Below are 23,492 nucleotides of genomic sequence, written 5' to 3'. Positions count from 1 at the left end.
CCGTTCTCTACCCAATATTCCTTGTCGCTGATTATCTCTTTCGTTTTCATTGCCAATCTCCTTATTATCGTCGTTTTCGCCTTCTGTTTCTCTACTATCAATATACCGTACATTGAAAGGTTTTTCAAGTGAAAATTTTTTAATTTCCCTATTAATTTCAGTTAATATATTTTTTGTGCAGATTGATATTTCATTTGATATTTTATTAAAGTAATCTTTATCAAAAATATCTTTTAACACTTCTTTTTCATTTTCAGAAAACTCAAGGTTTTCGGATATTCCAAGTCTTTCATTTATAGCTATCGTTATTGATTTTTCAATGAAATTTCTTAAAACTCCTTTATTATCAATATCATATTTTTTCAAATATAAATTTTTAGAAAAATCCTTTACAACTTGATTTTTTCCTTTATCAAATTCAGATATTCCTGATAATTTTTGAAAAATCTCTCTATGCTCCGTTTCAAATTTCCACAGTCTGAACTTATCCTTTTCAGAAACCTGTTTTGTTTGCGACACATCAAAAACGTATGTCAATACTCTTTTACCTTTTTCTTGAATATACAAAGGAATTCCTTTTTCTTTATACTTGACAACTCTACCTATTTTATCTTTCCAAAAACTAAATTCAGCACAGGCTTTTGCATTCGGATTTATACAATATATGTTAAGCTGAGCTGAAACAGAATACTTATAGTTATTTCCCATTACTTTTAAAAATTTTTTATATTCTTCAATACTGTTTTTTACTTTTTCATTTCCAGTTTTTATTATCCAGTCAATTTTATGTTTTTCCATAATTACCACCTATCTTTTATCTTTAAACAACTTTAATTCTTACTACTTTTTCTTTCTATTTACAAAATCCCCTTTTTCCAAATTTCCATAATCTCCATTTATTTTCATTGTGAAATATGCCTCGTATTCCTTTCCTTCCTTATTTTTTAATTTTAATGGTACTTTATCACCTTTTATTAATTTTTTTGCACTTGATTTACTAATTTTCAATTTCTGATTAAAATATTTACTTTCTTTCCATATACTAAATTTACACGCATTTTTATATTCTGAACAATAAAATGCTTTTTTTCCTTCAATAATATTTCCAATCCCACATTTAGGACACTTACATAAAACTTCGTATTTCCCAATAATTTCTGAATTTTCAATTTTTTTATACTTTTCTTCCATTATTTTTATCGTTTGATGTAGAACAAAATCAGTTAATTTTTCTTTCTCAGATTTACCTTCTTTTATTTCTTCCTGCATAGACCACCATAATGCAGTCATATCAGCACTTTTTAAATTTTCTGGAAGCGTTGATAAATACTCTCTTGCCAATTCTGTAGATATTATTGTTTTTCCTTTTCTTTCCAGGTATTTTCTCTTAAATAATCCTTCTATTATAGAAGCCCTCGTTGCTGGTGTTCCTATGCTCCCATTTTCTCCTTTTTTTTCTTTATCTTTCTCTTTTAAGATTAATCTTATTTTTTCATTTTTAACATATTTAGATATACTTGTCATATCTGAAATTAAAGCTGATTCTGTATATGGTTTTTTAGCTTTTGTTTCTTTTTCTTCAATTTCTAAATTTTTATTTTTTAAAATTATCCTGTACTCACCATTTGGAATATTCTGTAAGCTTTCAGAATAACTATCCTTACTTTTTTCACTATTATCTCCATTATCTTCTATATAAAAATTTTTATATCCTTTTTCTAAAACTTTAATAGAAGATGTTCTAAAAATCTCATTTGATACAGTTAAAATTGCTTCTGTCTTTTCTATTTTCTCATCATCCATAAACTGGATGAGGTATCTTTTTGCTATAAGTTCGTATATATTTTTTTCCTCTATGCTAAATTTCGAAATATCTCCACTTAGAGTTGGAATTATACCGTGATGAGCAGAAGAATCTGTTATGTTATTATTAAAACATCTAGGTTTATTTTCCTTAACAATGTTAATCTTAAGCTCTGATAATCCTAATTTTTTAATTATTACAGGAATCAAGTCAGGAGCTTCATTAAAATGTTCATCTGACAAATACTCACAATCAGATCTGTTATATGTTATTGCAGAATGTTTATCTCTTAAAATTTGTGTTATATCTTGCGTCTTTTGTGCTGAATATCCAAATTTACTGCTAGCTTCTGTTTGTAATTTTGCCAAATTAAAAGGTAACGGAGCTGAAATATACCCCTCTTTCCTCCTAACTGTAAAGATTCCTTCTTCATTATTTAATTTATTTATTATGCTTTCTATTTTACTTCTATCTTTAATTATTTTTTCTTCAAAATTTTTAGGAACAATATATTTCATCCGTACAATACTATTTTTGATTTCCATATTAAAATATAATTCATAATATTTTTCCTTTATGTGATTCTTTATCTCATAATCTCTATTTACTACTAATGCAAGAGTTGGTGTCTGAACTCTTCCTATTGTCAAGGCTTCTCTTGCATTATTGTACAAAGTAAAGAATCTACTTAAATTGAAACCTACTATCATATCTGAAATAGCTCTCGCTTCTGCAGCTTTTCCCAGATTTACATATTTATGATTATGTTCTATTTTTTCAAAAGATTTTTTAACTGCTTCCATACTGTTATTATTTATTAAAAGTCTTTTTACTGTTCCTTTGTAATTACAGTATTCTAATATCTCATCAATCAAATATTGTCCTTCATCATCTGGATCTCCTGCATGAATAACTTCTTCAGTTTCTTCAAGTAGCAGCTTTATATTTTTTAATATTTCTTCTTTTCCTTTTATAGGAACTTTTGGCCATTTTCTAAAAAAAATAGGCAAATCTTCAATATTCCATTTTCTGTACTTTTCATCAATTTCTTCAGGTTTTTTATGTCTTAAAATATGCCCTACTGCCCAAGTAATTATATAATTTCCAATCATTATATTATTTCTTCCATCTTTTCTGTTTCCAGGAATAATTGCCGCAATTGCTCTAGCTAATTCGGGTTTTTCTGCTATTATTAATTTTTTCATATTTCCTCCTATGTTCAATAATTTTTCATATTATCTTTTCTTATAATACTGATACTGCCCATCTAAATTTTTCTTGATAAAATCCACTAAAATCAGAAACAGTTACTTTTTTACTTTTTGAGCTGGCATGTATAAACTGTCTATTTCCAATATACATCCCCACATGTGAAATTCTGCCCTTTTCCAAAGTTTCAAAAAATAGCAAGTCCCCCTTCTTAATATTATTATGCAATTTTGGCTTAAATACTGACTGTTCTGCCGAAACACGTGGAATTGTAATTCCCAATGTTTTTTTGAACACATACTGTACAAAGCTGGAACAGTCAAAACTGCTATTTCCAGTCGCACCATACACATAAGGCTTCCCAATTTGAGTTTTTGCAAATTCCACAATTTTATATCTTATTTTTTCTTCTCTGTCCTTATTACTCTTAATTGCATTATTTTCAAATGTTTCTATCTTTTTACTATTTTCATTTATTAATTGTTTCTGAAAATTAATTTCCCCTTTTGAAAAAGATAACGAAGAAATAACTGATATTCCTATTAAAATTTTTGCAGTATTATTAAACATTTTTCACTCCTCCTTCAAATCTTGTTCCATAATTCTTATTATTTTCACTGCTCAGCGTTTTTTTTCAAAACTTTTGTAATGAAAAAAATCCACTGACCTAATTTTGATTTTCTCACGTGTGAGAAAATATAGTTACAAGTTTATTATTTTATTGTATTTCTGAATTACTTTTGGTATATATTCCCTTGTTTCCTTTATCCCTTTCCAAGCATTATTTGCTAATCTTCCACAGCCAGCGTTATAGCAGACCAGCATTTTTGAAACACTCCCAGTTTTTTCATAATCTCTTTTTAAATGCAGCACACCTCCCTTTATATTTCCTGATATGCTGTTATTCACTCCAAATTCCTTAAAATTAAAAGGCATTAACTGCATAAGTCCTCTTGCTCCAGCACTTGATACTGTTGAATGATTAAAATGGCTTTCAGTATTCATAACTGCTAAAACTAAATATGGATTAAAGTTATATTCCTTGCTATATTTGAAAACATAGCCAAGTATATTTCGTATTTCATTTTCATTCAGTCTGCTGTTCTGTGTTTTAATATATTCAATAAGTTTTCTACTCCCAATATTTTTTTTAATATGAGAAGCATTATTAACATTTGTTACAGCCTTATCATCATAAAATAATCTGTTGCTTTGCGATTGAATATTACTTGTATCTTCTTTAGGCGAATCGTTTAATTCTTTATTTTTGTCAGCCTCATTATCCTTTTGTGTTTTTAATTTCTCAATTCTTTCCTGCTCAACTTTTTCCTTCTGTTTCTGAAAACTTATCTCTCCCCCAGAAAAGGAAATTTTTGAAACTATCATAAGAAACAATATACATTTTTTCATTTATAACCATCTCCTTTGCTATCTTTCAATTTCAATGTCCTTGCTTTTTATTTTCGGATTTGTATAATTTATCTTTATTTCCTCATAATCACTCTTTCTATCCAAATCAGTATCTTTTGAATAAGGATTTGTTCCATACACAAATTTTTCTTCCCTATCTGTCAGCCCATCAAAATCACTGTCCTTGTATTTTTCCTTAATTTCCTCTATTTCCTGTTTAATATTTTCATCTCCATAACTTAGAGCGTCTTCATTTCTTTTTAAAACTTCCGTTACGACATCTTCATCCTTTTGCATTTCAGAACTTGCATATTGATAGGAATTAGGGTAGTTTTTTACAGATTCCATCACTATTTCCTTATCATTTTTTAATTCCTCGCTTGCAAATTGTAAAGCACGTCCATCCTGTTTTACTGCTTCCAAAACTAAATCCCTGTTATTTTTAAGCCTTTCACTTGCATATTCAAGATTTTTCCCATTTTCTTTGACTTTTTTCATAACATATTTTTCATCATCTCTTATTTTTTCTGAAGAATAATATTTAAATGTATTTTTACCTGCATATATTGAGGCTTCATACCATTTTTCCATTTTATCAGCCTTATTTCTAAGTTCATTCATTTTGTTTTCCTCAATGTATTTTTCCAATTTTTCATTAGTAATTGATTTTATTTCCTTTTTATCCTTTAACATCAAATATTCTCGAAGATACTCGTTATTTTTATCTTTTTCAAGCATATTCCTGATTTTTTCCATTGTTTTGCTGTCATATCCACTTTTTACATACAGCTCAACATCCTCTTCAGATAATCCTTTTTCAAATCCTTTCCTTATTTCCTTCATCTGATTTACATCCAGTTTTTTCATTACAAGTTTTTCCCATTTGCTATCATCCAAGTTATTTTCAGCTCTTTTTTGCAATATTTCCTCATTAAGTACAGGTGTTACACATAATTTAAACTGTTCAAGAGTCAAATTTGATTTTATCATTTTCTTTATTTCCTGTTTTTCATCTTTAGAAAATTTTACTCCTATCCTTTTTAAATAGTCTTTTTTCTCATTTTTTTGAAATACACTCAGCAACATTATTCTACCCTTTCTTATTAATTAAATTTTTATCTCTTTCTTGTTTCCTGCCCCTTTAAAATTTTTTTGTAATCTATTATTAAATTATTCATTTTTATCAGTTCATTCACTCCTCCAATAATATTTTTAAAAACAGTGTCGTATTCTATTCTGCTCAGTATCTTTATTCTTTTATTTTTCAATTTTCTTAGTATCAACACAGCTTCTAACTTGTTTCTGTATATAAAGTCGTTTTCACTTAGATATTCTTTAAATCCCAACTTTCTATCTATTTCTTCACTCAACTTTTTTAATTCATTTTCTTTTTCAACTACTTTTTCATCCAATTTCTGCATTTCCGCTTCAATTTCATTTTCTCTAATTTTTAGAGCATCTTCTGCTTCATATAGTTTTTCTCTCCTATCTCGATAAATTTTTTTCTGCTGCTGCTCCAACTGATAAATTTTTTCATCGTATTCACTCTCAATTATCCTCTTTTCCTGATTATATTTCCTTTCCTCGTCGTGTCTGAACTGCTTAAGTTCCTCAGAAAGTTCATCTTTTATTTCTGACTTTTCTAATTTTACTCTTTCTTTTAATTTATCATCTTGAAGTTCTGTTAATTTATCAGTCTCTTCTCGCTCTATTTCTTCGAAATCATCACTTTCTAAAGGAGAAAATCCTTCATTTTTCATCATTTCTTTCAAATTATCTAAACTCATCTTTTTTCTCCAATCTTCGTTTCAACATCTTTTTCTTTTCTTCTCTCATCTGAAACTCTTCACCACCCATAATTTTACAGTCTTTAATTTCATCTTTACTTAAAAACTGAAACTTCATAAAATATCCCAGCAACGTTGCCTTATCTTCATTTAAAATATCCGCAATTTCAAGCAAAACTCCCATTTCAATAAGTTTTCTTGTCCTTTGCTTCCATTTCTCATTTTTTTCTGATGTGTTTAACCTTCTTGCATCATTTGCTATTTCTCGCCTGATTTCCCTTATTTTTTCATCCGTCTTGACTATTTTCTTATGTATTTCAAGTTTCTTTTTTTCATTTGATTTCAGCTTAATCATCTTATTTTCATATTCTAAACTCATATATCAACCTTGCTTTTTTCTCTATTCTTGACTTCTTTATTGCACCGTAATATCTTCCATCAAACGTCCCCCTGATTTTAGATAATGTCAAAACTTCATCTTCCTTTACTTTCCCATTGAAATTAGACGATATTTTAGGAAATATTTCTCCATAATCTTCATCATTTACATATATCCGATTATCTTTTATCTCAACTTTATCCTCATAAAATGCCGCAACAGGTTTTACTGATTTAAACATTGTCCCTTTTATACTTGTCAAATTTTTATATTTATCATCCACCTCATAAACAACTAAATCCCCCTTTTTCAATACTCCATCAAATTTTTCCAGTTTATATATTCCTAATGGAATTGACGGTGTTACATTTATTACATAAATTTTTGACAACAGATGTAGTCCTGTAAATGTTATGGCAAGAAATATTGATACAGAAAGCATTATCAAGTTAAACTTTTTAGTTCGTATATCCATAATTTCCTCCCTCTTTTTAATTTCCTTTGGCAAGTGTTGTTGTTATCTTATCTGCTTCATTCATTACAAAAGCCATTACCATTCCTACTGTGATAAACAAAAATATAGTTTCATATTTCAATTCCTTAAAAGTAACTTCCCCAAATCCTGCCGCATCCAAGTTTTTAAATACTATTCCTCCCAGTGCCATTATTACAACTATTTTAGTTCCTGTGAGAAACAGTGTTGTCAATGATTTATTTCCTAAGTCCCTTTTTGTAATCGAATTTACATCAAAAGGCAAAAATATCCAGGATAATCCCAATGCCATTCTAAACTGCAATACTGCCATCATCATTTCAAATATTATTCTTACCACGAAATAATATACAAGAATAATAACCCCTATTAACAATAACATTTTCCCAAGTTCTTCAAAAAATAGCCTTGAATCAGTAACAATATTGAAAAAATTAAAGTTTGATTCATTAATAATCTTTAAGATTTTCCCTATTTCCCTTCCAGCTATTGCCCATATGCTGTTTAAAGTTACAGTTCCTCCACTGTTTCCCATAAAATATGAGCCAATTCCAGAAAATATTCCATATCCCATATCAATTAATGAAATTGCGTTAGGTATAACATATGCCAGTATTGAAAATCTTATCATTATTCTGAGTAAGGACATCCATAAATTTTCCAATACATTTTTTACTATATAGCCATATAGAATCCACATTATTTCAAGAACTGTGAGTACACTTAACAGAACTAATAATCCAGGAGCAAGTTTACTGATTCCATCATTTATCATTCCTGCAATTTCTGACTGAACCGCATCCCAATCTACCATCAATGAAGAATTTGCTGAAGCTGTTTTAATATTATTTCCTGATACTGTTCCTCCTGTTCCAGCAGGAAATTGTGTCATATCAAGTGGAGATAGCCCTGCGGTGCTTGCAATCTTATTTCCATAAGCAGGAACTTTTTTAATATAGTTTGTTGTTTCACTGACATTTTTCCATCTGCCTGACTTAAAACATCCTGGTCCACAGTTATATGCGGCCGCCAAATCAGATAAATTTTTTATTCCATAATGCGAAGCATTTTTTCTCATCCAGTCAAAATATTTTACACCACACTCAATGTTGTATTCAATATTGTATAAATTTCCTGTACATCCCACTTGTGCAGCTGAAGTACCTGGAGTTACCTGCATTACGCCACGTGCATCTGCCCTATTTGCAGGTAAATTTCTAAAATTAGATTCCGCTTCAATAATTCCATATATATATGCTGGAGGGAAATTATACTGAGAAGATACCCGATTTACTGTATTCACTATTTTCTGAGCATCGCTTCTACTTGTTTTTCCACCTGAAGACTTTATTATGTAGTTTATCATTGCCTCATTATTTGCAGAAAAAGTTAAAAAAGACAGAAGAAAAAGTAAAATTATCACTATTTTTTTCATCCTAATCATCACTTTCTACTTAAATTTTTGGTAATTATTATAAATGATATTTAATTTATCATCTACATCAACCATTGTCTTGTACTTTATATCCCAAGCTGTATAATATACCTTTTGTGGATAAGCCCTTTTATTATAATAATCCACTCTGAAAACTCCATTTTTTAATTTTACTAATTTTGCCAATAATTTAGGGGTATCCCAATTATGATAAAGATACAGTTCCCCATTTTTCCATTTTATTTCAAGCATACCTTTATATTCACCTATAAGTTCCTTTTCATGAAATTTTCCATCAGTATGAAGTTTTTCTGAAAATCCCAATATCCCAAAAACAAATATCATTACTAAAATTATTTTCTTCATAAATTTTACCTCCATTAAATTTTAATTTCTTGCAAGAGTTATTACTATATCATCAACTTTATTCATTACAAAAGCCATTACCATTCCTACTGTTATATAAAGAAATATTGACTGAAATTCAAGTTCCTTAAAAGTTATTTCCCCAAAACTTGTTGTATCTAGATTCTTAAATATTATTCCTGACATTGCCATTACTACGACAATTTTAGTTCCTGCAAGAAAAAATGTTGTTAAAGCCTTATTTCCTAAATCCCTTTTTGTAATCGAATTTACATCAAAAGGCAAAAATATCCACGATAGCCCTAATGCCATTCTAAATTGCAATACTGCCATTAACATATGAAACAGTATTCTAATTACAAAATAGTATATTAACAATATTATTCCAAATAGCAGTACTATTTTAGCCAGTTCTTCAAAGAATAATTGTTGATTAGTAACCAAATTCCAAAAATTAAAATTTGATTCTCCTATAATTTTTAAAACTTTCGCAGCCTCTCTCCCTGCTACCGCCCATATACTGTTTAAAGTTACAGTTCCGCTATTTCCCATAAAATATGAGCCAATTCCTGAAAATATTTCATATCCCATATTAATTAACTTAATTGCATTTGGTATAAAATATGCTAATACAGAGAATCTTATAGCGATTCTTATTAATGACAGCCATACATTTTCTATTGAATTTTTAGCTATATAGCCATACAAAACCCACATTATTTCAAGTACTGTCAATACACTTAAAAGAACTAGCAATCCAGGAGTCAATTTTCCCAACCCTTCATCTATCATTTGTACAAAATCATTTTGAATTGTATCCCAGTCCACCATTAAAGACGATTTTGTAGCGGCAGACGAAATATTATTTCCTGAATATCCTGCACCTGCTCCTACTGCTGAACCAGCTGGAGGTATTGCAACTGTACCATCTGAATTTACTGGTGTATATCCATTATTTATTAATACCTGTTCAGCACTTGTTGCACCAATATATCTTTTTGCCCAATATCCTGAACCACTCAAATCAATAATATCTACAACTGTTCCTCTGCTACTGGAGGCATGTGCCATTTTAAATTTTCCATTTCCTAAATTTTCAATTATATATCCTACATGCCCCATACCTTTAGCACCACGTGGTGCAAAATTCAAAGTATCTCCTGATTTTAATTTGTCAAACGAAATTTTAGAAACAGAGCCTGAAGCTCTTATCGTAGCTGTAGTTCCAGAACTTCCAGATTTTCCATCTACTCCTCCTTTCATTCCTGCTGAAACTGCTCCCCTGTTAATATAACTTGAACAGTCAAACCATCCATTATTCATTCTACGATCATTGCTATAAGGTCTTCCTAAATTAGACATCGCATAATTTACAACATCTTGTCTATACTTTGTTACATCATATGTTCCTTTATTAGCAAATATTAAGGTTCCAACTAGCAAGAATATTGAAAATATAAATTTTTTCATAATTCTCCTTTCAAAAATTGCAAAAAAAAAAAGAACTAGAATATTTTTCTAGCCCTTATATATTTTACAATTTAGTTACAAGTATTATTGTGCAAACAATCTACATGCCTTTTTTCTCTTTTTATTATATTTAAGTTTTTATCGACTGTAACAAGCGTTTTATATTTTGTATCCCACGCAATATAAATATTACTAGCTTTATTATATTTATCACTTGGATTAAAATATAAAACTCCAGGTTTAAATCTATATAACTTATAATCTGGTTCATCATAAGATAAAATATACCAGCCTTTTGGAGTATTCGAAATAGTTGCTTGTATCGAATCCCAGTTACCTTTCAATTTATCTAAATTATCTTTTCCATTCGTCGTTAATTTTTCAGAAAAAGCAATCATACTAGACAATAACATTAATAAAAAAATAGATTTTTTCATTTCGCCATCACCTTGTTTTCCTTATATTCAATATCTCTTTTACTTCTTGTCTAAATATTTTCATTATTACCACTCCTTATATCGTTCATATTTAAAATTTATTTATCTTTCCATTTCTTTATTCTTTTCAGAATTTAATTCCAAATTTTTATTTTTAGAATAATTGATAACTAAATTTTCAATCTTATCATATGTTTCTAAAACTATTTCTTCTGAATTTTTTGAAATATCCTTTAATTCATTTTTTTCAAATTCTTCCTTTAATAAATATGATAAGGTATCCAAATTTTTATAATCCATACGCTCTTTAAAGTCTAACAGCATATCTTTTGTAAATTTTTCAGGCTGTTTTTTCAAAAAATAGGACAAATCATAAAAATCTCTTATTTTATCCCTATCATTAAATGCTCTTATTTTCATCTTTAAAATTTCATCTAATGAATAGACATTAACTCCTGCAATATTTTTATAATCATAAATTTTAGATTGTAAAAATTTTTTATTTCGGGAAGAAATTTCAATTTTTAAAGGATAATCTCCATAGTTATTCGTTGCTCCGTAATCAACCATTACTCTAAAAACTGTTCCTGTATCTTTTTTTATGCTCATATTCCATTTATTCTGTCCAATAGTTTTTAATTTATTCAGTATATTCATATTTCCACTAATTGAATCCAAATCAACATCTTCTGAAAAACGATCTAATCCGTAATATAATAATAAAGCTGTTCCACCTTTTAAAACATAATTTTCACCTAATTTTGGTAAAATTTTTTTTATTATATCAATTCTGTCCTTCTGCCACTCTTTCATCATAAAGCTCCTTATCATTAAAATATCTTACAGTAAATTCATATTTAAGAAACTCATCCACTCTTGGATTATCCTTTATACTTCTCAGATACTGATAAAGCTGTTCCGTTTCATCTTCATTTAAAAAATCACTGCAGCAGTTATGAAGCGAAGGTAACTGATAATCCTTCATTGTTAATACCAAATCTGCAATCGCTCTTGGAAAATTAGCAATATATACTTCCCTTTTACTTGGATAATCTATTGTTCTTTTCTTTATTCCAGAATTTCCTAAAATATTTGTCGTGTTATACAGATTTATTGCCTTGTCTTTATCATAAGAAAATAAATAAGTTCTTGGATGCCAATCAGCAGTATTTCTATTTTCATCAGGAATATTCAATGCTTCCCATCCGGATATATAACTTGTTGAAGAAGTTTTTGGTATTATTCTTTCATATAATTCCATCTTCCCACCTCATTTAAATTTTTTAAACTTTTTCTAAAAAAATGTCCTTCATATCTTTGATTTAAAACAGTTTTTATGTAATGTTTGAAGTTTTATACCAAAAAAAATCAAATTGCGTATATGGAACTCTTAACCGCTTTAAAATTGATTTTATAATTTTAGTATTATTTTGAACAAATTTTTAGTTATTTCTCTAATGTAAGTATACCATATTTAAGATTTTTTTCAAATTTTATTTAAAATTCTTTCTCTAAAGACTAGATTAATATTCTATTGTCATTGTCCTTACATATTTTATTCCTCGCTGTCCTTTTCTCTCCTCATTTCAGATTCTGCAAAAGTCTCGCTGTTACTATTCTTAGTTTCTTTTGTTTTTGTATTTTCTGAATGTTTTTGCGTGTCTTTATTTCTCTCATTTGTCTGTTTTTGAGAATCCTTATTCGAAGCTGTCTTGCTGTTATCACTTCTCATCTTTTCTTCAGCCTCTTTTGTATCGGCTGTTCTATCCGCATTTCCTGATTTATTTTCTTCATTTACTTTATTTGCATTTTGAGAATTTTGATTTTTACTGTTTGTATTTTCTGTTTCTTGTGATTTATTTTCTCCGGTATCCTTCTTGTCATCTTTTTTATTGCCCATAAATTTTTTAATTCCATCGCTGGCCATATTTTTTACTTTTCTGCCTGAAGCAATCGGATCAAAGTCCATTGTCATTACTTTTATTGCTTTTCCTGCATTTTCAGCAGCCGAAGCAGTCAGATTTCCAGGATATTTTCCTATTTTAGAGCCTATCTTTGCTCCTGTCTTCATACCTGCCAATGCTCCTGCTCCTCCAGTAGACACCCCACCAACAACTGCACCAACTGCGGCACCTAGTCCACCAACTGCCGCACTTCCTAATAAAGATGTAACTCCTCCTACAGCCGAGCCTCCTGCACTAACAACATTTCCAGTAAAATTACCAAACTGTGAGCCATTTAATCCGCCTTGTCCATATAAAATTAGGGAAGCTATGCTCTGATAGTTCTTTATTAAAAATGAAATTGCTATGAATACTGCAAGCCACATAATTATCGTATGAGGCTCGTTATTTTCTGCCCCTATGTTTTCAGGAATAGGATAAGATTTTAATATTTTTATTCCCATAGATGAAAGTGCAACCGCAACCATCAGCTGAGTACCTGAACCAACTATTGCTCCTAAAGTTTTTCTACCTATATCGCTCAAAGCGTCAAGCGGTAGACAAGCAAGATATATTATTGCCAATTTTCCAACTACATGGAACTGTATTATCGCTATTGTTATTGTGGATATTATAAACACTAAAAATATGAATCCAATAATAAAGAGAATAAAATACAGAATAGCCCAAAAATCTTGAAACTTTAAGCCTATACTTAAAAACTTGCTTAATTCCTCCCATAACTTATCCCAAATGCCCTGCACTTTTAACGGACTTCCAAGCCCTTCTCCAAATAAATTTCCTATGTCAGAAAATAGTTTGTATGCCATATCCAGCAGTTCCTTATACATTTTTATAAGCCCAAAAGTAAGTGCATATCTTACAAGTTTTTTTATAGTTTCAACAAGTGTATTGCCTATGTTCTCCGACCAGTTAAAGAAGGCTGTAAATGATAAATCCAGCACAGCAAATGATGAGGCAAGTGTCAATATTACAACCATTAAAGTTATCATTCCTGTATCAAGCATACTGATTATTGGTTCAATCAGTGCCGTATCAAATTGAAAATTTGCCGCCGCCAATTATTTCTCCTCCTTATTTCTTATGTTTCTTCACTTCATTTTCCATTGCCTTTATATGATTGTTTAAACTGTTTTTTGTATATTCGCTTCTTTTTTGAGCTTCCCTCCTTGCCTGCACTTCTTCAGCCGCCTTTAATGCGTCAAGTCTGTTTGTAGTTGAAATCATATCGGCTATTGCATTCATCTGTACTGACAGGTTGGCACTCCATTGTGATAGCACTTCCAATACTTGCTGTGGATTTTTTGCTTCGTGAGTTTTTCTTATAAGTATCCTTGCATTATCCGATGTTTTTTTCATTGCCACTTCATTCATAGAGCCTGACTTCATTGCATCCCTTGAAAGACTGTCAAGCGTGTTTGTAAATCTGTCAAGAAGAGCCATATACTGTCTGTTATTAGCATCGGCATAAACATCTTTAAACCATAGTTCAGCTCTTTTTGCGTCCCTTAATGTTGATTTTGTGGTATTTGTTATTCTAACTAATGTCTTTATCGTGTCATCATATTGGCTTATATATTTTTTTAGATAGGCTTCAGGCAGTTTCTTTGAAAGCTCAATCTGTCTTTCTATCTCCTTTAACTGTGCATTCAGGCTTTTTAGTGTCTGTGCATTGATTGCCACACTTTCAAAATATGTTTTCATCTGCCAGTAATCAGAAGCCCCGCTGCCTCCTCCAAGTATTCCTGAAAACGAATTTACCGATATAACTGTTATTGCCATTAAGAAGAATATTATTTTTTTCATTTTAGTTACCTCCCTTTATAATTTCCTTACATCTTCTAAATTCCTGACTATTTCTACCCAATTTGTATTCTAGCCATTTTAAGTTAATTTCCTTTAAATCATTTGTTTCTGCACATATTTCCTGTATTTTCATCTGATCTGTTGAACTTGCCGAGCCTACATAAGCCAGTTCAATTTTACCTAAGTCCATTTCAAACTCCCTTGCTCCAAGCTCACTTTTGTAAAAGTATTGTTTCTGCATTTGTCCACGTGCAACTCTTTCAATTTCTATTGCATTTAATCCAAATTTTGAATAAAGTTCCTTCCAGTAATTCTGTGCTTGTGGAGAAGGAAGAAGTATTTTTGTCTTGCATCCGTCAACTATTGCAGGTGTTATTTCAGATTTTGAAATTTCATCAAGCGACTGTGTCGCAAAGGTTATAAAGGCATTCAGTTTTGCAAGAGTTCTAAGCCAGTCATTGAATTTAAGCCTGAAACTTTCGTTTTCCATTGCAAACCAAGCCTCATCAACTACGATTGCAGTTAGATAGTCCTTTGTTAATTTTTCCACTTCTATTCTATGAAACAGATAGCTTAATATCGGAGCTGTTGCTTTTGGATCTTCTATTATTCTTCCCATTTCAAATACCTGCCAGTTTGAGTCTGAAAAATTATCCTCATTATTATCGAAATATTTTCCATATGAACCTGTATTTGTGTATGGCTCAAGTGCCTGCTGAATTTCCTTGTTCATAACTGTAAATGCAAAATTTGTCATTGTTCTCCTGTTAGGCGGATCATTTGCAAGAGTCGTAAGCGTTTCCCAGATTGTGCTTTTCATATCAGGTGTTACAATTACATTTTCCTGCTGAAGAAGGGAAATTATCCAGTTGCTTGCAAATGCTCTTTCTGTTTCGATATGAATATTTGCTAGTGGCTGAAATGCCAAATCATTATCTCCACCTTTTCCCAAGTCATAAAATTTTCCACCCATACAGGCAGTTAAAACACGTATTGAGCCACCTTTATCAAAAAAGAATACCTGTGCATTAGGATATTTTTTAAGTTCAGCCACCAGCATTCCCAATAATACTGATTTTCCTGACCTTGTTGGACCCGCTATAAGCGTATGTGCCGCATCCTTTATATGAAGATTAAAGTAAAATATATCGTTCAAATCTGTTTTAGTCATCATAAGCGGAACACCTGTAATATTTTTCTTATCCCTAAAAAATTCATTTACTTCCTCTCCACGATACAGCGATGAAGTAGGGAAAAGACAGCTTAAAAGCATTGAGTTTATTGGATATTTTCTTATATTCGCCTTCACATTTCCTGGAATAGCCCCTAAATATGAAGGGAAAATATTGTACTTGTCAATCGAGCAAGTAAAATCCTGCTCATCAAATATTGTTACTATTTTAAGTGCATTATCTTCAAGCCTTTTTATATCTTCATCAGCAAGTATTATGGTAAATGTGTAATATCCATAACTCATTCCGCCTTCCTTAAATTCATTTAAAGCCATTTTGGCTTCTTCTGTTTTTGCCAATTCCAGCTCATCAATGTTAAATGAAGGCTTTTTAGTTATAGCTTCCGTTATATACTGTCCAAAATTCTTCTGCTTTCCCTGATGAAAAATAAAGAAGTTTTTTAACATCTTTTTTGATTCATTTTGTGAAAGTATAATGTATCTTGCCGACATTCTAAATTCAAAGTCCAGGCTTTCAAGTTTTTTCAAAACTCTTGACTCTATCTCATCAGGAAACAGATTAACCGAGATTGTCCTTAAATGCTTTGCCTTTGTCAGTCTTTGTATTTTCGTGTCTTTTCCATTTTCAAAACTTGAGTTTGACAAATATTGATCAATTGGATATAGAGGAGATGTAGGCATTTTCTTCTTTTCAGGAAATTCAGCATTCACTGTGGAATACATATATGCCATAAGTTCATCTCCCTGCAAGACTTCAATGCTTGTTGTAGCATATTTTAATAACGCAATAAATGAAGCTACTTTTTGTCTAAATATTTTTAATTCCCTTTCTGCTTCCTCAGCCATTTTTTCTTCTGAATCATCTTCCTTTTTACTAGCCAGCAATGAGTTTATCTTATTTTCAGCATCTTCTGCTATTAAATATGTCAATGTTATATAGTAGTCACATTTAAAATATTCCCCTTTTGAAAATAAATCCTTTCTTTCATTTTCTATAAGAACTGTCGGTATAAAGTCATCATTAATTTCTGTTTCAATATATCCTCTTGACTTCTTTCTTTGAACTTCATAATGAACAATAAAATTGTCAGGCAATTTTTTTATCGCATTGTTATACTGCAATATTTTCAAGTTCACTTCTTCCTCAGTAAAAAAATCCAAGTCGTGATTTCTCACTTTGAGAGTTACCTGAAACCCCATATTTTTATTAACAAGAATAAAGTCATTGAGAAGGAAATCCCAAGGAATATGATAGATAAATGAATTTTTGTAGTTATCAAGTGTTTTTCCCATTCTATCTTTCCTTTTCTTTATTTTTAATATTTTCCTTAATTTCTTCTCTTTTTAGAACTTTACTTAAAATGTCTCCTCTATCTATTAATACGAATTTTTCTTCGTTGCTTTTAGATATTTTTGTCATAAATAACACTTTATTTGATGATAATTCTTTTTGTGCGGCTACAAAGTCTTTAAATTCTAGTCCTGTTTTTTCTCTAACTGATTTTGAGTCAAGATAAACTAAGTTTCCTACATTTTCTTTGTATGTATTGTAAATTAATTTTGCATTATCTGATAATGTTGAAAGCTTTTCTCCCTTCACTTTTTCTGTTTCTTTTATTTTATCTGCTATTTCTTCCAATTTTTTTTCATAGTTATTTTTAAATTCAATTGATTTATCTTTATTGGTAAAATATTTTATTTTATTTACTTCAAATATAGAACCATCATAATTTATTTTTTCTTCTGATGAATTATGAAAGAATACTTTATTATCTTGTACTAACTCCTTAAATGCTTCATTAAACTTTTCTTCCTCTTTTATTCCCAGTTTTTCCATTATCTGATTTCTGCTTAATGTAGTATATCCAACTTCATTTTTTGTTCTTTCTTCTAAAAAATTCATAATTTTTTCTTTCATTTCAATTATTCCCCTTTCAATATTTTTTCTTTTCGCTTCCATTTTTAATATTCGCTTAAGGATTTAAATATCTTTCAGTCTTGTAATGCTCTATTATCAGTTCCAACGTCATCGGATCCTTTACTGACATAACTGCACATAGAATATATATTGCCCCTGCCGGTATAAAAATTACCCAGTGCCTGAATATTAAAAATATGATTCCTGTTAATAATACTAGCGATATAAAAACCTTATATGGCAACCCCATTACCATCTTCACATCCAGCAAAGATTTATACACTTTTAATTTCATTATCCTACCTCCTCAATTTCATATTCCTTTGTCTTTTTGTTAAAGCCATTTACTTTGATTATCTTATTCACTTTTCTTACAGTTTTACCATTTTCAGTTGTCCTTATGATATTTACAATCACATCAACTGAACGTCCTATAAGTGGCTGTCTTGGATTTCTGTCAACTTCCATTAATAGTTCTTCCAGTCTTTCCAAAGTTTCTTCCGCCCCATCTGAATGGACTGTTGTAAATCCTCCACTATGCCCAGTATTCCAGTTTTTAAGTATTTCCACTGCTTCCGCACCATATCTGAGTTCTCCCTGAATAATTCTGTCTGGCCTGTGTCTAAGTGCATCCTTTGATAATTCCAGTGCAGAAACATCCTCAGTTACAAAAACTCTTAACACGTTTTCCTTATTGCAAATAATTTCCTCAACTTCCTCAATAATGTATATTCTTTCAACAGTATTCCTGATTCTGTCCACTTCCTTTAAATAATCAACAAGAGCATTAGTAAATGTTGTCTTTCCTGTACCAGTTCCACCCGACACAACTATATTCTTCTTATTTAAAATGGCTTCTGTAAGAAAATTTTTCTGAAATTCTGTAATTGAACCCATTGCTAAATAATCATCGAGTGTAAATATTTTTTTAGGCCTTTTCCTTATTGTAAATACTGGAATCCCTTTAGTAATTCCTTTTGCGGCTCCTTGAAATCTGTCAGAATTTGGCAAATTTCCAGAAAGTCTTGGATTTTTTTCAGAAATTATCTTTGAGTTATATGAAGCAAGCACCTGAATAATTTTGTATCCTTCCATTTCATTCAGGTATGTATTTGTCTTATACATTCCCCTTTCATATGATTCCACCCATACATACCCATCAGGATTTAGCATTATTTCCGTAATGTCGTCATCTTCGATATATTCCTTCAATGCTGACAGCCTTTCATTTACAAAATCTATTTGTGCCTGCTTCTGAAGTTCATATTTTTCACTTTCCGTCATAATATTTCTGCCAGTTCCTTCATTTTTTTAGCAATTTCATCATTGCTTGGACTTTCAATTATGATTTTTAAAAGTTTGTTTCCGACACCAGATTTTTCTAAAATCTCTTTTAAAATGTCTGCATTTTCCTGTTCAACCTTTTCAATTTCCTTTTGGGAATCAGCCATTATTTTCTCAAGTTTGGCAATCTTTTCTTTATTTCTTTTTATTCTTTCAGTATAATTTTTTTCTCTAGCTTTTCTCTTTTTCTTTACTATTTCATCTGAACCATTAATTGTCTCTTCAATATTTTCCATATATCTCCCTATCCTATTTTTTCTGATTTATACTTTTTTCTTACCTTTTCAATAATTTTTTCATATTTTATATCATCATAAAAATCTTCCTCTTTCATCTTAAATGTATGCTTGTATTCATACATTCCCTTCATTGCTTCAAATATTACATATCCATCCTTAAAGAATACTGGCTGGTGCTGTGTCCTTTTTAGCAGTTCAGGATATTCGTAGTAATAGAGCTTATCTAATAATAAAGGTTTTTTATATCCTGTAATTACAACTGCCTTTCTGTCAGGCAGCAGTCTTGTTTCTGAAGGACTTAATAAATCCTTTCCCTGCTCTGAAACATTTCCTCCCCCTTTTAGCCCAATATTTCTACTTTTTACCCTGATTGTTTCTTTACCAAGCGTCTTTGAAATGTAGTCAGGTGCAGCCTCATCGTTTGGTCTACCAAATATTTGAATCTGGCATCCATTTAAAACCTCTTTCCCCTGTTTATCGTATGTCGAATTTAACTGATCAAGCCCTTGAAATATTCCAACCATCTTTATTCCAAATCCTGCATAGTACCCAAGCCCTTTTACAAGAGCCTTCATCTTGCCATAAGCATTTAGTTCATCCATTAAAAATGTTATGTTAAAATTTTTCTTGCTTAAACTTTCCATTAATAAATTTGTCAGCTGAATATACATTATCCTTACTAACGGAGCTAACAAATCTATATCTTTTGGTTTTATTACAAAGTATAAATCTACAGGATTATCTCCATTAACCAAGTCCATTGCCCTAAAATCAGACTTTTCTATATTTTTTACAACTGAAGGAATTTCAAATACCTGCAATTTAGTCTTTGCCGTTGAAGTAATAGACTTGAACGTATTTTCTCCTGTATTTTGCAATAAATATCCGAACTGTTTTGCAACAAAGGGGTGCAATCCTTTGTTTAATGCTTTAATTGATTCTTCATCAGTATATATTTTTCTAAGCCTTTCAATTGTTTTTTCCTTCAAAATAAAATCTTTTGGCATTTCATCCTCGTATTCATCTTCTTCCATAGGCTTTCCAAGATATTTTGCAAACATTCTGTACAAAGAATTTTCAGTATTAGTGATTATTGATATTACATCGTTTAGTGAAACTCTAACATCCGTTATATCAGGATCTTCTTCAGGACGGCTGCTTACTTCCCTGTAATGAACATAGCCAGTTAAAGTGGAAATTGTATCTTTTGCACTGTCTCCCCAGAACGGATCCTTGCTTTCATCTTCCCCAACAATCATTGTTCCAATTATTCTGCAATCTTCAATCTCGTAATTTGTTCCATACCGTACTTCCGATAAAAAGTTATAGCCGTTTGAAAGTTCACTCATTGGCTCAAACTTTAATATCCTGTGCTTCAATATCTTTGCTCTGTACCAGCTCGTAAGCTCATAGTTTTCCTTCTTTATGTCAGAAATAAAGGTTGATATTCTTTTCAGTCCTGATATAAGGCTTGGAATAATATATCCCACACCTTTTCCTCCTCTTGTTGGCAAGAACAGGGCAATATGTATCATTGACGTATCATAGAGTAATTTTAATTTTCCTGATAAAGTTTTTACATATCCAATAACAAAACCATTTTCATTGCCGCTTAAAAAGTCTACATCTGACGGCTTTTTCTTATCTTTCTTTAAATCATCATATGTTCCAAATTCAGCATCTCCGTGTGATTTCAGTTTCTTTTTTTTCCAGTACGGCATTGTTAAAATAATTAACGAGCTAACAAATATAAAGCACATACCTAATTGAAACTGCGAAGTTAATTTAGGAGTCTTTTCCATTACCATTTCCCAGTTTTCAGATGGAAAATACATATACTGATTCTTTTTACCAATAATTACAGGTTTTATTAATCTACGTATTTTTGCAAAAGTAGTATAATTATTAACTTTTTCCAATTCTTCCATATAGTTTGTTGATACTATCATTAAACCTGTTATATTTACTGAAATAAACATTATTATTGCAAAAATCCATTTTACAGGCTTCGTATTTCTGAGCGGCTTATATTTCTTGTCCATAATTATTTCCTATATGGAGATAAAATTATATCCCTGCTTACAAAGATATTAAATTTTTTACCTCTTTTTATCTCAATCGTAGGCTGTCTATTCAAATCCTTTTCAACCAGTCTTTCCCCAATGCTTCTAATATTCTGTGCCGCATCTGAAGCTCCTGTACCAATATTCACTCTTGACCTGCTTCCAGCTTCAATATTTACATCAAGACTTTCAAGCGAACCTGAAGCCATATTTATGGCGGAAGATAACAGCACACTTCTCATAAGTTTCCAGAAATGGTTGTTGGTTTTTCCTTTTAAGCCAGCATTCCCCAATAAATCCACTCCCTGCATATTGTCAAGCACAAGAGTTGATCCGTTTGGAAATACCAGTCTTTGCCATATCAACAAAACCCTGTTCTGTCCATACGTTATACTGCTGTCATATTTTCCAACTATTTTTGTACCCATAGGAATTAAAATATACTTTCCAGTACGGTAGTCATAGACATTTTCTCTAACCTGAGCAATCACATCTCCCGGCAAATCAGAGTTGATTGCCGTTACAAGAACAGCTGGAATAAAGCTCCCTGTCTTCAACTCATATTTCCCTATCGCAGGATTTTTTAAATTAGTCGAATAGAAGCTGTCCTGCTTTTGCTTCAGGAATAAGGACTTTGACTTCTGTTTATTCTGATCTGTGTCATTTTCATTTTGCTGTTGCACATTCTGAGGAACTTGTTGCTGTTGTTGTTCCTGATACTGTTCTGTTGTTTGCGGAATTTGTGCTGAAACTCCCTTATTAAATCCTATTGCAGATTTTCTCCACTCCTTGCTTTTTTCTTCCGAGACTGTTGAACTATTGGAATTTTTATCTTCTGAAATATCTGAAAACGATGATGAGCTTGAACCATAATTTGAATCAAGATTGTCGTTATTGTATTCTGAACCTAGCTGAGAATCATACTGTGATAAGTTAGGCGTTCCAGTTCCATCAGTAGTCGTATTTATATTGGCCACTCCATCCTGCGTTACACCTTCAGGAGTTTGGGCATTTTGATTTTGAGTATCTACTGCATCCTTTATATCCAGTCCTGTTCCAGTTGATATTGATTCCATTTTTTCTTGTTCCTTCGGCTTCTCATTCTTTTTAGCCTGATTTGCAAAATATATGCTTACAAAAATTAAAGCCGAAATTATGCAGACTAGGATAGCAACTTTTTTCTTATCAAAAAATTCTTCTATTTTTATCTTTGAATTTTTTATCGTTCCTGTCCCCTCATCCTCAAGCGATATTTCCTCTTCCTTCTGTTCCGTAAAATCATCTTCAGAAGTTTCAAAATAGTCATTCTTATTTACCAATTAAGACACCCCCCTTTTCTATTTTTTCTGGTTATATATCTTCAATGTATTTTTTCCAAGCGTCATATATATTTCCTTTACAACATTGTTAATCATAACATTGCGTCCTTCAATTTTTGTATTAACTAAGGATAATTGGTTATCCAAACCTTTTACATAAAAAGCTGGCATTTCCTGCAAATTTGACTTTAATACTATGAATGTCTTTTCTCCGTTGTCAAACACTTGAACTGGAGAAAGTTTTGAGTTCTTGTTCCACGAATATCTGTAATTCAGTTTCATTAAGTCCGTTGTACCAATACTTTCCGTATTAGCCTCATATTCATCCATTAATATTTTTCTCTCATTTGGATATTGCCACTCAACTAAAGGATTGTATTCTCCATTTGTGGATTCAATATTAATAAAGTAACTATGCTTGTCTGTAACTATATTTATGTTAGTTTTTATATCTTCTTCAAGTGGCTTTATGTATATGTATGTTCTGTTCTCTTTTCCACCTGTCGCCTCTTCAATCATCCAACGTTCTGTATCTCCGCCAGCCTTAAATACCACTTTTTCATTTGGAGCAAGCCTTAAAGTCGTTAAATAGTCTGGCTTGGAATAAACTTCATATATGCTGTTTTCCGCATAATTAAATATAACGGCTGTCTTTTTTATTGCATCCTTTTTTCCACTTAATATTCCGTCATCATCAAATATTTTCTGACTATTCTTTACTACGTCTACTCTAATATTGTCTTTTGTATTTCCATCATTTGCAAAAACATTAACCGACATCAATATCAAAAGTAGCATTGATAATATTTTTCTATTAAATTTTGTTAACTTGTTCTTTGTCATACATCTCCCTCATT

At 30.8% G+C, this 23,492-nt stretch carries 23 protein-coding genes; all 23 read right to left on the bottom strand.

What is annotated here, in order from left to right; all coding sequences use genetic code 11:
* Positions 1 to 840: 840 nt before the first annotated feature.
* The gene (locus FVE75_RS05070) at positions 841 to 3,009 is read right to left on the bottom strand and encodes a DNA topoisomerase (protein ID WP_147005524.1); all 2,169 of its coding nucleotides are present in this window, start codon (positions 3,007 to 3,009) and stop codon (positions 841 to 843) included.
* A gap of 40 nt (positions 3,010 to 3,049) precedes the next feature.
* Positions 3,050 to 3,583 carry a C40 family peptidase gene (locus FVE75_RS05065; RefSeq protein WP_147005523.1) on the bottom strand — a complete coding sequence of 178 codons (534 nt, stop codon included), beginning with the start codon at positions 3,581 to 3,583 and terminating at the stop codon, positions 3,050 to 3,052.
* Between the two features lie 132 nt (positions 3,584 to 3,715).
* Entirely contained in the window at positions 3,716 to 4,423 is a 708-nt protein-coding gene (locus FVE75_RS05060; RefSeq protein WP_147005522.1) for a transglycosylase SLT domain-containing protein, read from the bottom strand.
* A gap of 18 nt (positions 4,424 to 4,441) precedes the next feature.
* Positions 4,442 to 5,509 (bottom strand): DUF4116 domain-containing protein, encoded by a 1,068-nt coding sequence (locus FVE75_RS05055; protein WP_147005521.1) that lies wholly within the window; start codon positions 5,507 to 5,509, stop codon positions 4,442 to 4,444.
* 29 nt (positions 5,510 to 5,538) lie between these two features.
* Entirely contained in the window at positions 5,539 to 6,210 is a 672-nt protein-coding gene (locus FVE75_RS05050) for a hypothetical protein (RefSeq protein ID WP_147005520.1), read from the bottom strand.
* The gene (gene traD, locus FVE75_RS05045) at positions 6,197 to 6,589 is read right to left on the bottom strand and encodes a conjugal transfer protein TraD (RefSeq protein ID WP_147005519.1); all 393 of its coding nucleotides are present in this window, start codon (positions 6,587 to 6,589) and stop codon (positions 6,197 to 6,199) included. Before traD ends, FVE75_RS05050 begins: the two co-directional genes overlap by 14 nt.
* Complete coding sequence (locus FVE75_RS05040) at positions 6,573 to 7,064, bottom strand: S26 family signal peptidase (protein WP_147005518.1); 492 nt, start codon at positions 7,062 to 7,064, stop codon at positions 6,573 to 6,575. Before FVE75_RS05040 ends, traD begins: the two co-directional genes overlap by 17 nt.
* A 16-nt stretch (positions 7,065 to 7,080) precedes the next feature.
* Complete coding sequence (locus tag FVE75_RS05035; RefSeq protein WP_172618782.1) at positions 7,081 to 8,517, bottom strand: lytic transglycosylase domain-containing protein; 1,437 nt, start codon at positions 8,515 to 8,517, stop codon at positions 7,081 to 7,083.
* Positions 8,518 to 8,532: 15 nt separating this feature from the next.
* On the bottom strand, positions 8,533 to 8,883 hold the full coding sequence (locus tag FVE75_RS05030; protein WP_147005516.1) for a hypothetical protein: 351 nt from the start codon (positions 8,881 to 8,883) through the stop codon (positions 8,533 to 8,535).
* Between the two features lie 21 nt (positions 8,884 to 8,904).
* Positions 8,905 to 10,353, bottom strand: a complete 1,449-nt coding sequence (locus tag FVE75_RS05025) for a type IV secretion system protein (RefSeq protein WP_147005515.1) — start codon at positions 10,351 to 10,353, stop codon at positions 8,905 to 8,907.
* A gap of 71 nt (positions 10,354 to 10,424) precedes the next feature.
* Positions 10,425 to 10,790 (bottom strand): hypothetical protein, encoded by a 366-nt coding sequence (locus FVE75_RS05020; RefSeq protein WP_172618781.1) that lies wholly within the window; start codon positions 10,788 to 10,790, stop codon positions 10,425 to 10,427.
* 102 nt (positions 10,791 to 10,892) lie between these two features.
* Complete coding sequence (locus tag FVE75_RS05015; RefSeq protein ID WP_172618780.1) at positions 10,893 to 11,603, bottom strand: nucleotidyl transferase AbiEii/AbiGii toxin family protein; 711 nt, start codon at positions 11,601 to 11,603, stop codon at positions 10,893 to 10,895.
* Positions 11,575 to 12,051, bottom strand: coding sequence for a hypothetical protein (locus FVE75_RS11075; RefSeq protein ID WP_197735204.1), 477 nt, complete (start codon positions 12,049 to 12,051; stop codon positions 11,575 to 11,577). Before FVE75_RS11075 ends, FVE75_RS05015 begins: the two co-directional genes overlap by 29 nt.
* Before the next feature lie 294 nt (positions 12,052 to 12,345).
* Positions 12,346 to 13,815, bottom strand: coding sequence for a type IV secretion system protein (locus FVE75_RS05005; RefSeq protein ID WP_147005512.1), 1,470 nt, complete (start codon positions 13,813 to 13,815; stop codon positions 12,346 to 12,348).
* 13 nt (positions 13,816 to 13,828) lie between these two features.
* Entirely contained in the window at positions 13,829 to 14,560 is a 732-nt protein-coding gene (locus tag FVE75_RS05000; protein WP_147005511.1) for a hypothetical protein, read from the bottom strand.
* Between the two features lies 1 nt (position 14,561).
* On the bottom strand, positions 14,562 to 17,045 hold the full coding sequence (locus FVE75_RS04995; protein WP_147005510.1) for a VirB4 family type IV secretion/conjugal transfer ATPase: 2,484 nt from the start codon (positions 17,043 to 17,045) through the stop codon (positions 14,562 to 14,564).
* A gap of 1 nt (position 17,046) precedes the next feature.
* On the bottom strand, positions 17,047 to 17,670 hold the full coding sequence (locus FVE75_RS04990; protein WP_147005509.1) for a hypothetical protein: 624 nt from the start codon (positions 17,668 to 17,670) through the stop codon (positions 17,047 to 17,049).
* A 55-nt stretch (positions 17,671 to 17,725) separates the two neighbouring features.
* Entirely contained in the window at positions 17,726 to 17,965 is a 240-nt protein-coding gene (locus tag FVE75_RS04985) for a VirB3 family type IV secretion system protein (protein ID WP_021744870.1), read from the bottom strand.
* Positions 17,965 to 18,954, bottom strand: a complete 990-nt coding sequence (locus FVE75_RS04980; protein ID WP_147005508.1) for an ATPase, T2SS/T4P/T4SS family — start codon at positions 18,952 to 18,954, stop codon at positions 17,965 to 17,967. Before FVE75_RS04980 ends, FVE75_RS04985 begins: the two co-directional genes overlap by 1 nt.
* Complete coding sequence (locus FVE75_RS04975; RefSeq protein ID WP_146996626.1) at positions 18,951 to 19,250, bottom strand: hypothetical protein; 300 nt, start codon at positions 19,248 to 19,250, stop codon at positions 18,951 to 18,953. The genes FVE75_RS04980 and FVE75_RS04975 overlap by 4 nt, the downstream gene beginning before the upstream one ends.
* Positions 19,251 to 19,258: 8 nt before the next feature.
* Positions 19,259 to 21,295, bottom strand: a complete 2,037-nt coding sequence (locus tag FVE75_RS04970) for a type IV secretory system conjugative DNA transfer family protein (RefSeq protein WP_147005507.1) — start codon at positions 21,293 to 21,295, stop codon at positions 19,259 to 19,261.
* 2 nt (positions 21,296 to 21,297) lie between these two features.
* Entirely contained in the window at positions 21,298 to 22,635 is a 1,338-nt protein-coding gene (locus FVE75_RS04965) for a TrbI/VirB10 family protein (protein ID WP_147005506.1), read from the bottom strand.
* An 18-nt stretch (positions 22,636 to 22,653) separates the two neighbouring features.
* Positions 22,654 to 23,478, bottom strand: coding sequence for a TrbG/VirB9 family P-type conjugative transfer protein (locus tag FVE75_RS04960; protein WP_147005505.1), 825 nt, complete (start codon positions 23,476 to 23,478; stop codon positions 22,654 to 22,656).
* Positions 23,479 to 23,492 lie beyond the last annotated feature (14 nt).

It is taken from the genome of Leptotrichia hongkongensis (assembly GCF_007990635.1).
GTDB lineage: Bacteria > Fusobacteriota > Fusobacteriia > Fusobacteriales > Leptotrichiaceae > Leptotrichia > Leptotrichia hongkongensis.
The sequence above is the reverse complement of the archived record's forward strand: the minus strand, read 5'-3'. Positions and strand labels throughout refer to the sequence as shown.

Coding starts and splice junctions, on each gene's coding strand:
- FVE75_RS05070 (WP_147005524.1), bottom strand. CDS start 3,009: ATGAAAAAATTAATAATAGCAGAAAAACCCGAATTAGCTAGAGCAATT.
- FVE75_RS05065 (WP_147005523.1), bottom strand. CDS start 3,583: ATGTTTAATAATACTGCAAAAATTTTAATAGGAATATCAGTTATTTCT.
- FVE75_RS05060 (WP_147005522.1), bottom strand. CDS start 4,423: ATGAAAAAATGTATATTGTTTCTTATGATAGTTTCAAAAATTTCCTTT.
- FVE75_RS05055 (WP_147005521.1), bottom strand. CDS start 5,509: ATGTTGCTGAGTGTATTTCAAAAAAATGAGAAAAAAGACTATTTAAAA.
- FVE75_RS05050 (WP_147005520.1), bottom strand. CDS start 6,210: ATGAGTTTAGATAATTTGAAAGAAATGATGAAAAATGAAGGATTTTCT.
- traD (WP_147005519.1), bottom strand. CDS start 6,589: ATGAGTTTAGAATATGAAAATAAGATGATTAAGCTGAAATCAAATGAA.
- FVE75_RS05040 (WP_147005518.1), bottom strand. CDS start 7,064: ATGGATATACGAACTAAAAAGTTTAACTTGATAATGCTTTCTGTATCA.
- FVE75_RS05035 (WP_172618782.1), bottom strand. CDS start 8,517: ATGAAAAAAATAGTGATAATTTTACTTTTTCTTCTGTCTTTTTTAACT.
- FVE75_RS05030 (WP_147005516.1), bottom strand. CDS start 8,883: ATGAAGAAAATAATTTTAGTAATGATATTTGTTTTTGGGATATTGGGA.
- FVE75_RS05025 (WP_147005515.1), bottom strand. CDS start 10,353: ATGAAAAAATTTATATTTTCAATATTCTTGCTAGTTGGAACCTTAATA.
- FVE75_RS05020 (WP_172618781.1), bottom strand. CDS start 10,790: ATGAAAAAATCTATTTTTTTATTAATGTTATTGTCTAGTATGATTGCT.
- FVE75_RS05015 (WP_172618780.1), bottom strand. CDS start 11,603: ATGAAAGAGTGGCAGAAGGACAGAATTGATATAATAAAAAAAATTTTA.
- FVE75_RS11075 (WP_197735204.1), bottom strand. CDS start 12,051: ATGGAATTATATGAAAGAATAATACCAAAAACTTCTTCAACAAGTTAT.
- FVE75_RS05000 (WP_147005511.1), bottom strand. CDS start 14,560: ATGAAAAAAATAATATTCTTCTTAATGGCAATAACAGTTATATCGGTA.
- FVE75_RS04995 (WP_147005510.1), bottom strand. CDS start 17,045: ATGGGAAAAACACTTGATAACTACAAAAATTCATTTATCTATCATATT.
- FVE75_RS04990 (WP_147005509.1), bottom strand. CDS start 17,670: ATGAAAGAAAAAATTATGAATTTTTTAGAAGAAAGAACAAAAAATGAA.
- FVE75_RS04985 (WP_021744870.1), bottom strand. CDS start 17,965: ATGAAATTAAAAGTGTATAAATCTTTGCTGGATGTGAAGATGGTAATG.
- FVE75_RS04980 (WP_147005508.1), bottom strand. CDS start 18,954: ATGACGGAAAGTGAAAAATATGAACTTCAGAAGCAGGCACAAATAGAT.
- FVE75_RS04975 (WP_146996626.1), bottom strand. CDS start 19,250: ATGGAAAATATTGAAGAGACAATTAATGGTTCAGATGAAATAGTAAAG.
- FVE75_RS04970 (WP_147005507.1), bottom strand. CDS start 21,295: ATGGACAAGAAATATAAGCCGCTCAGAAATACGAAGCCTGTAAAATGG.
- FVE75_RS04960 (WP_147005505.1), bottom strand. CDS start 23,478: ATGACAAAGAACAAGTTAACAAAATTTAATAGAAAAATATTATCAATG.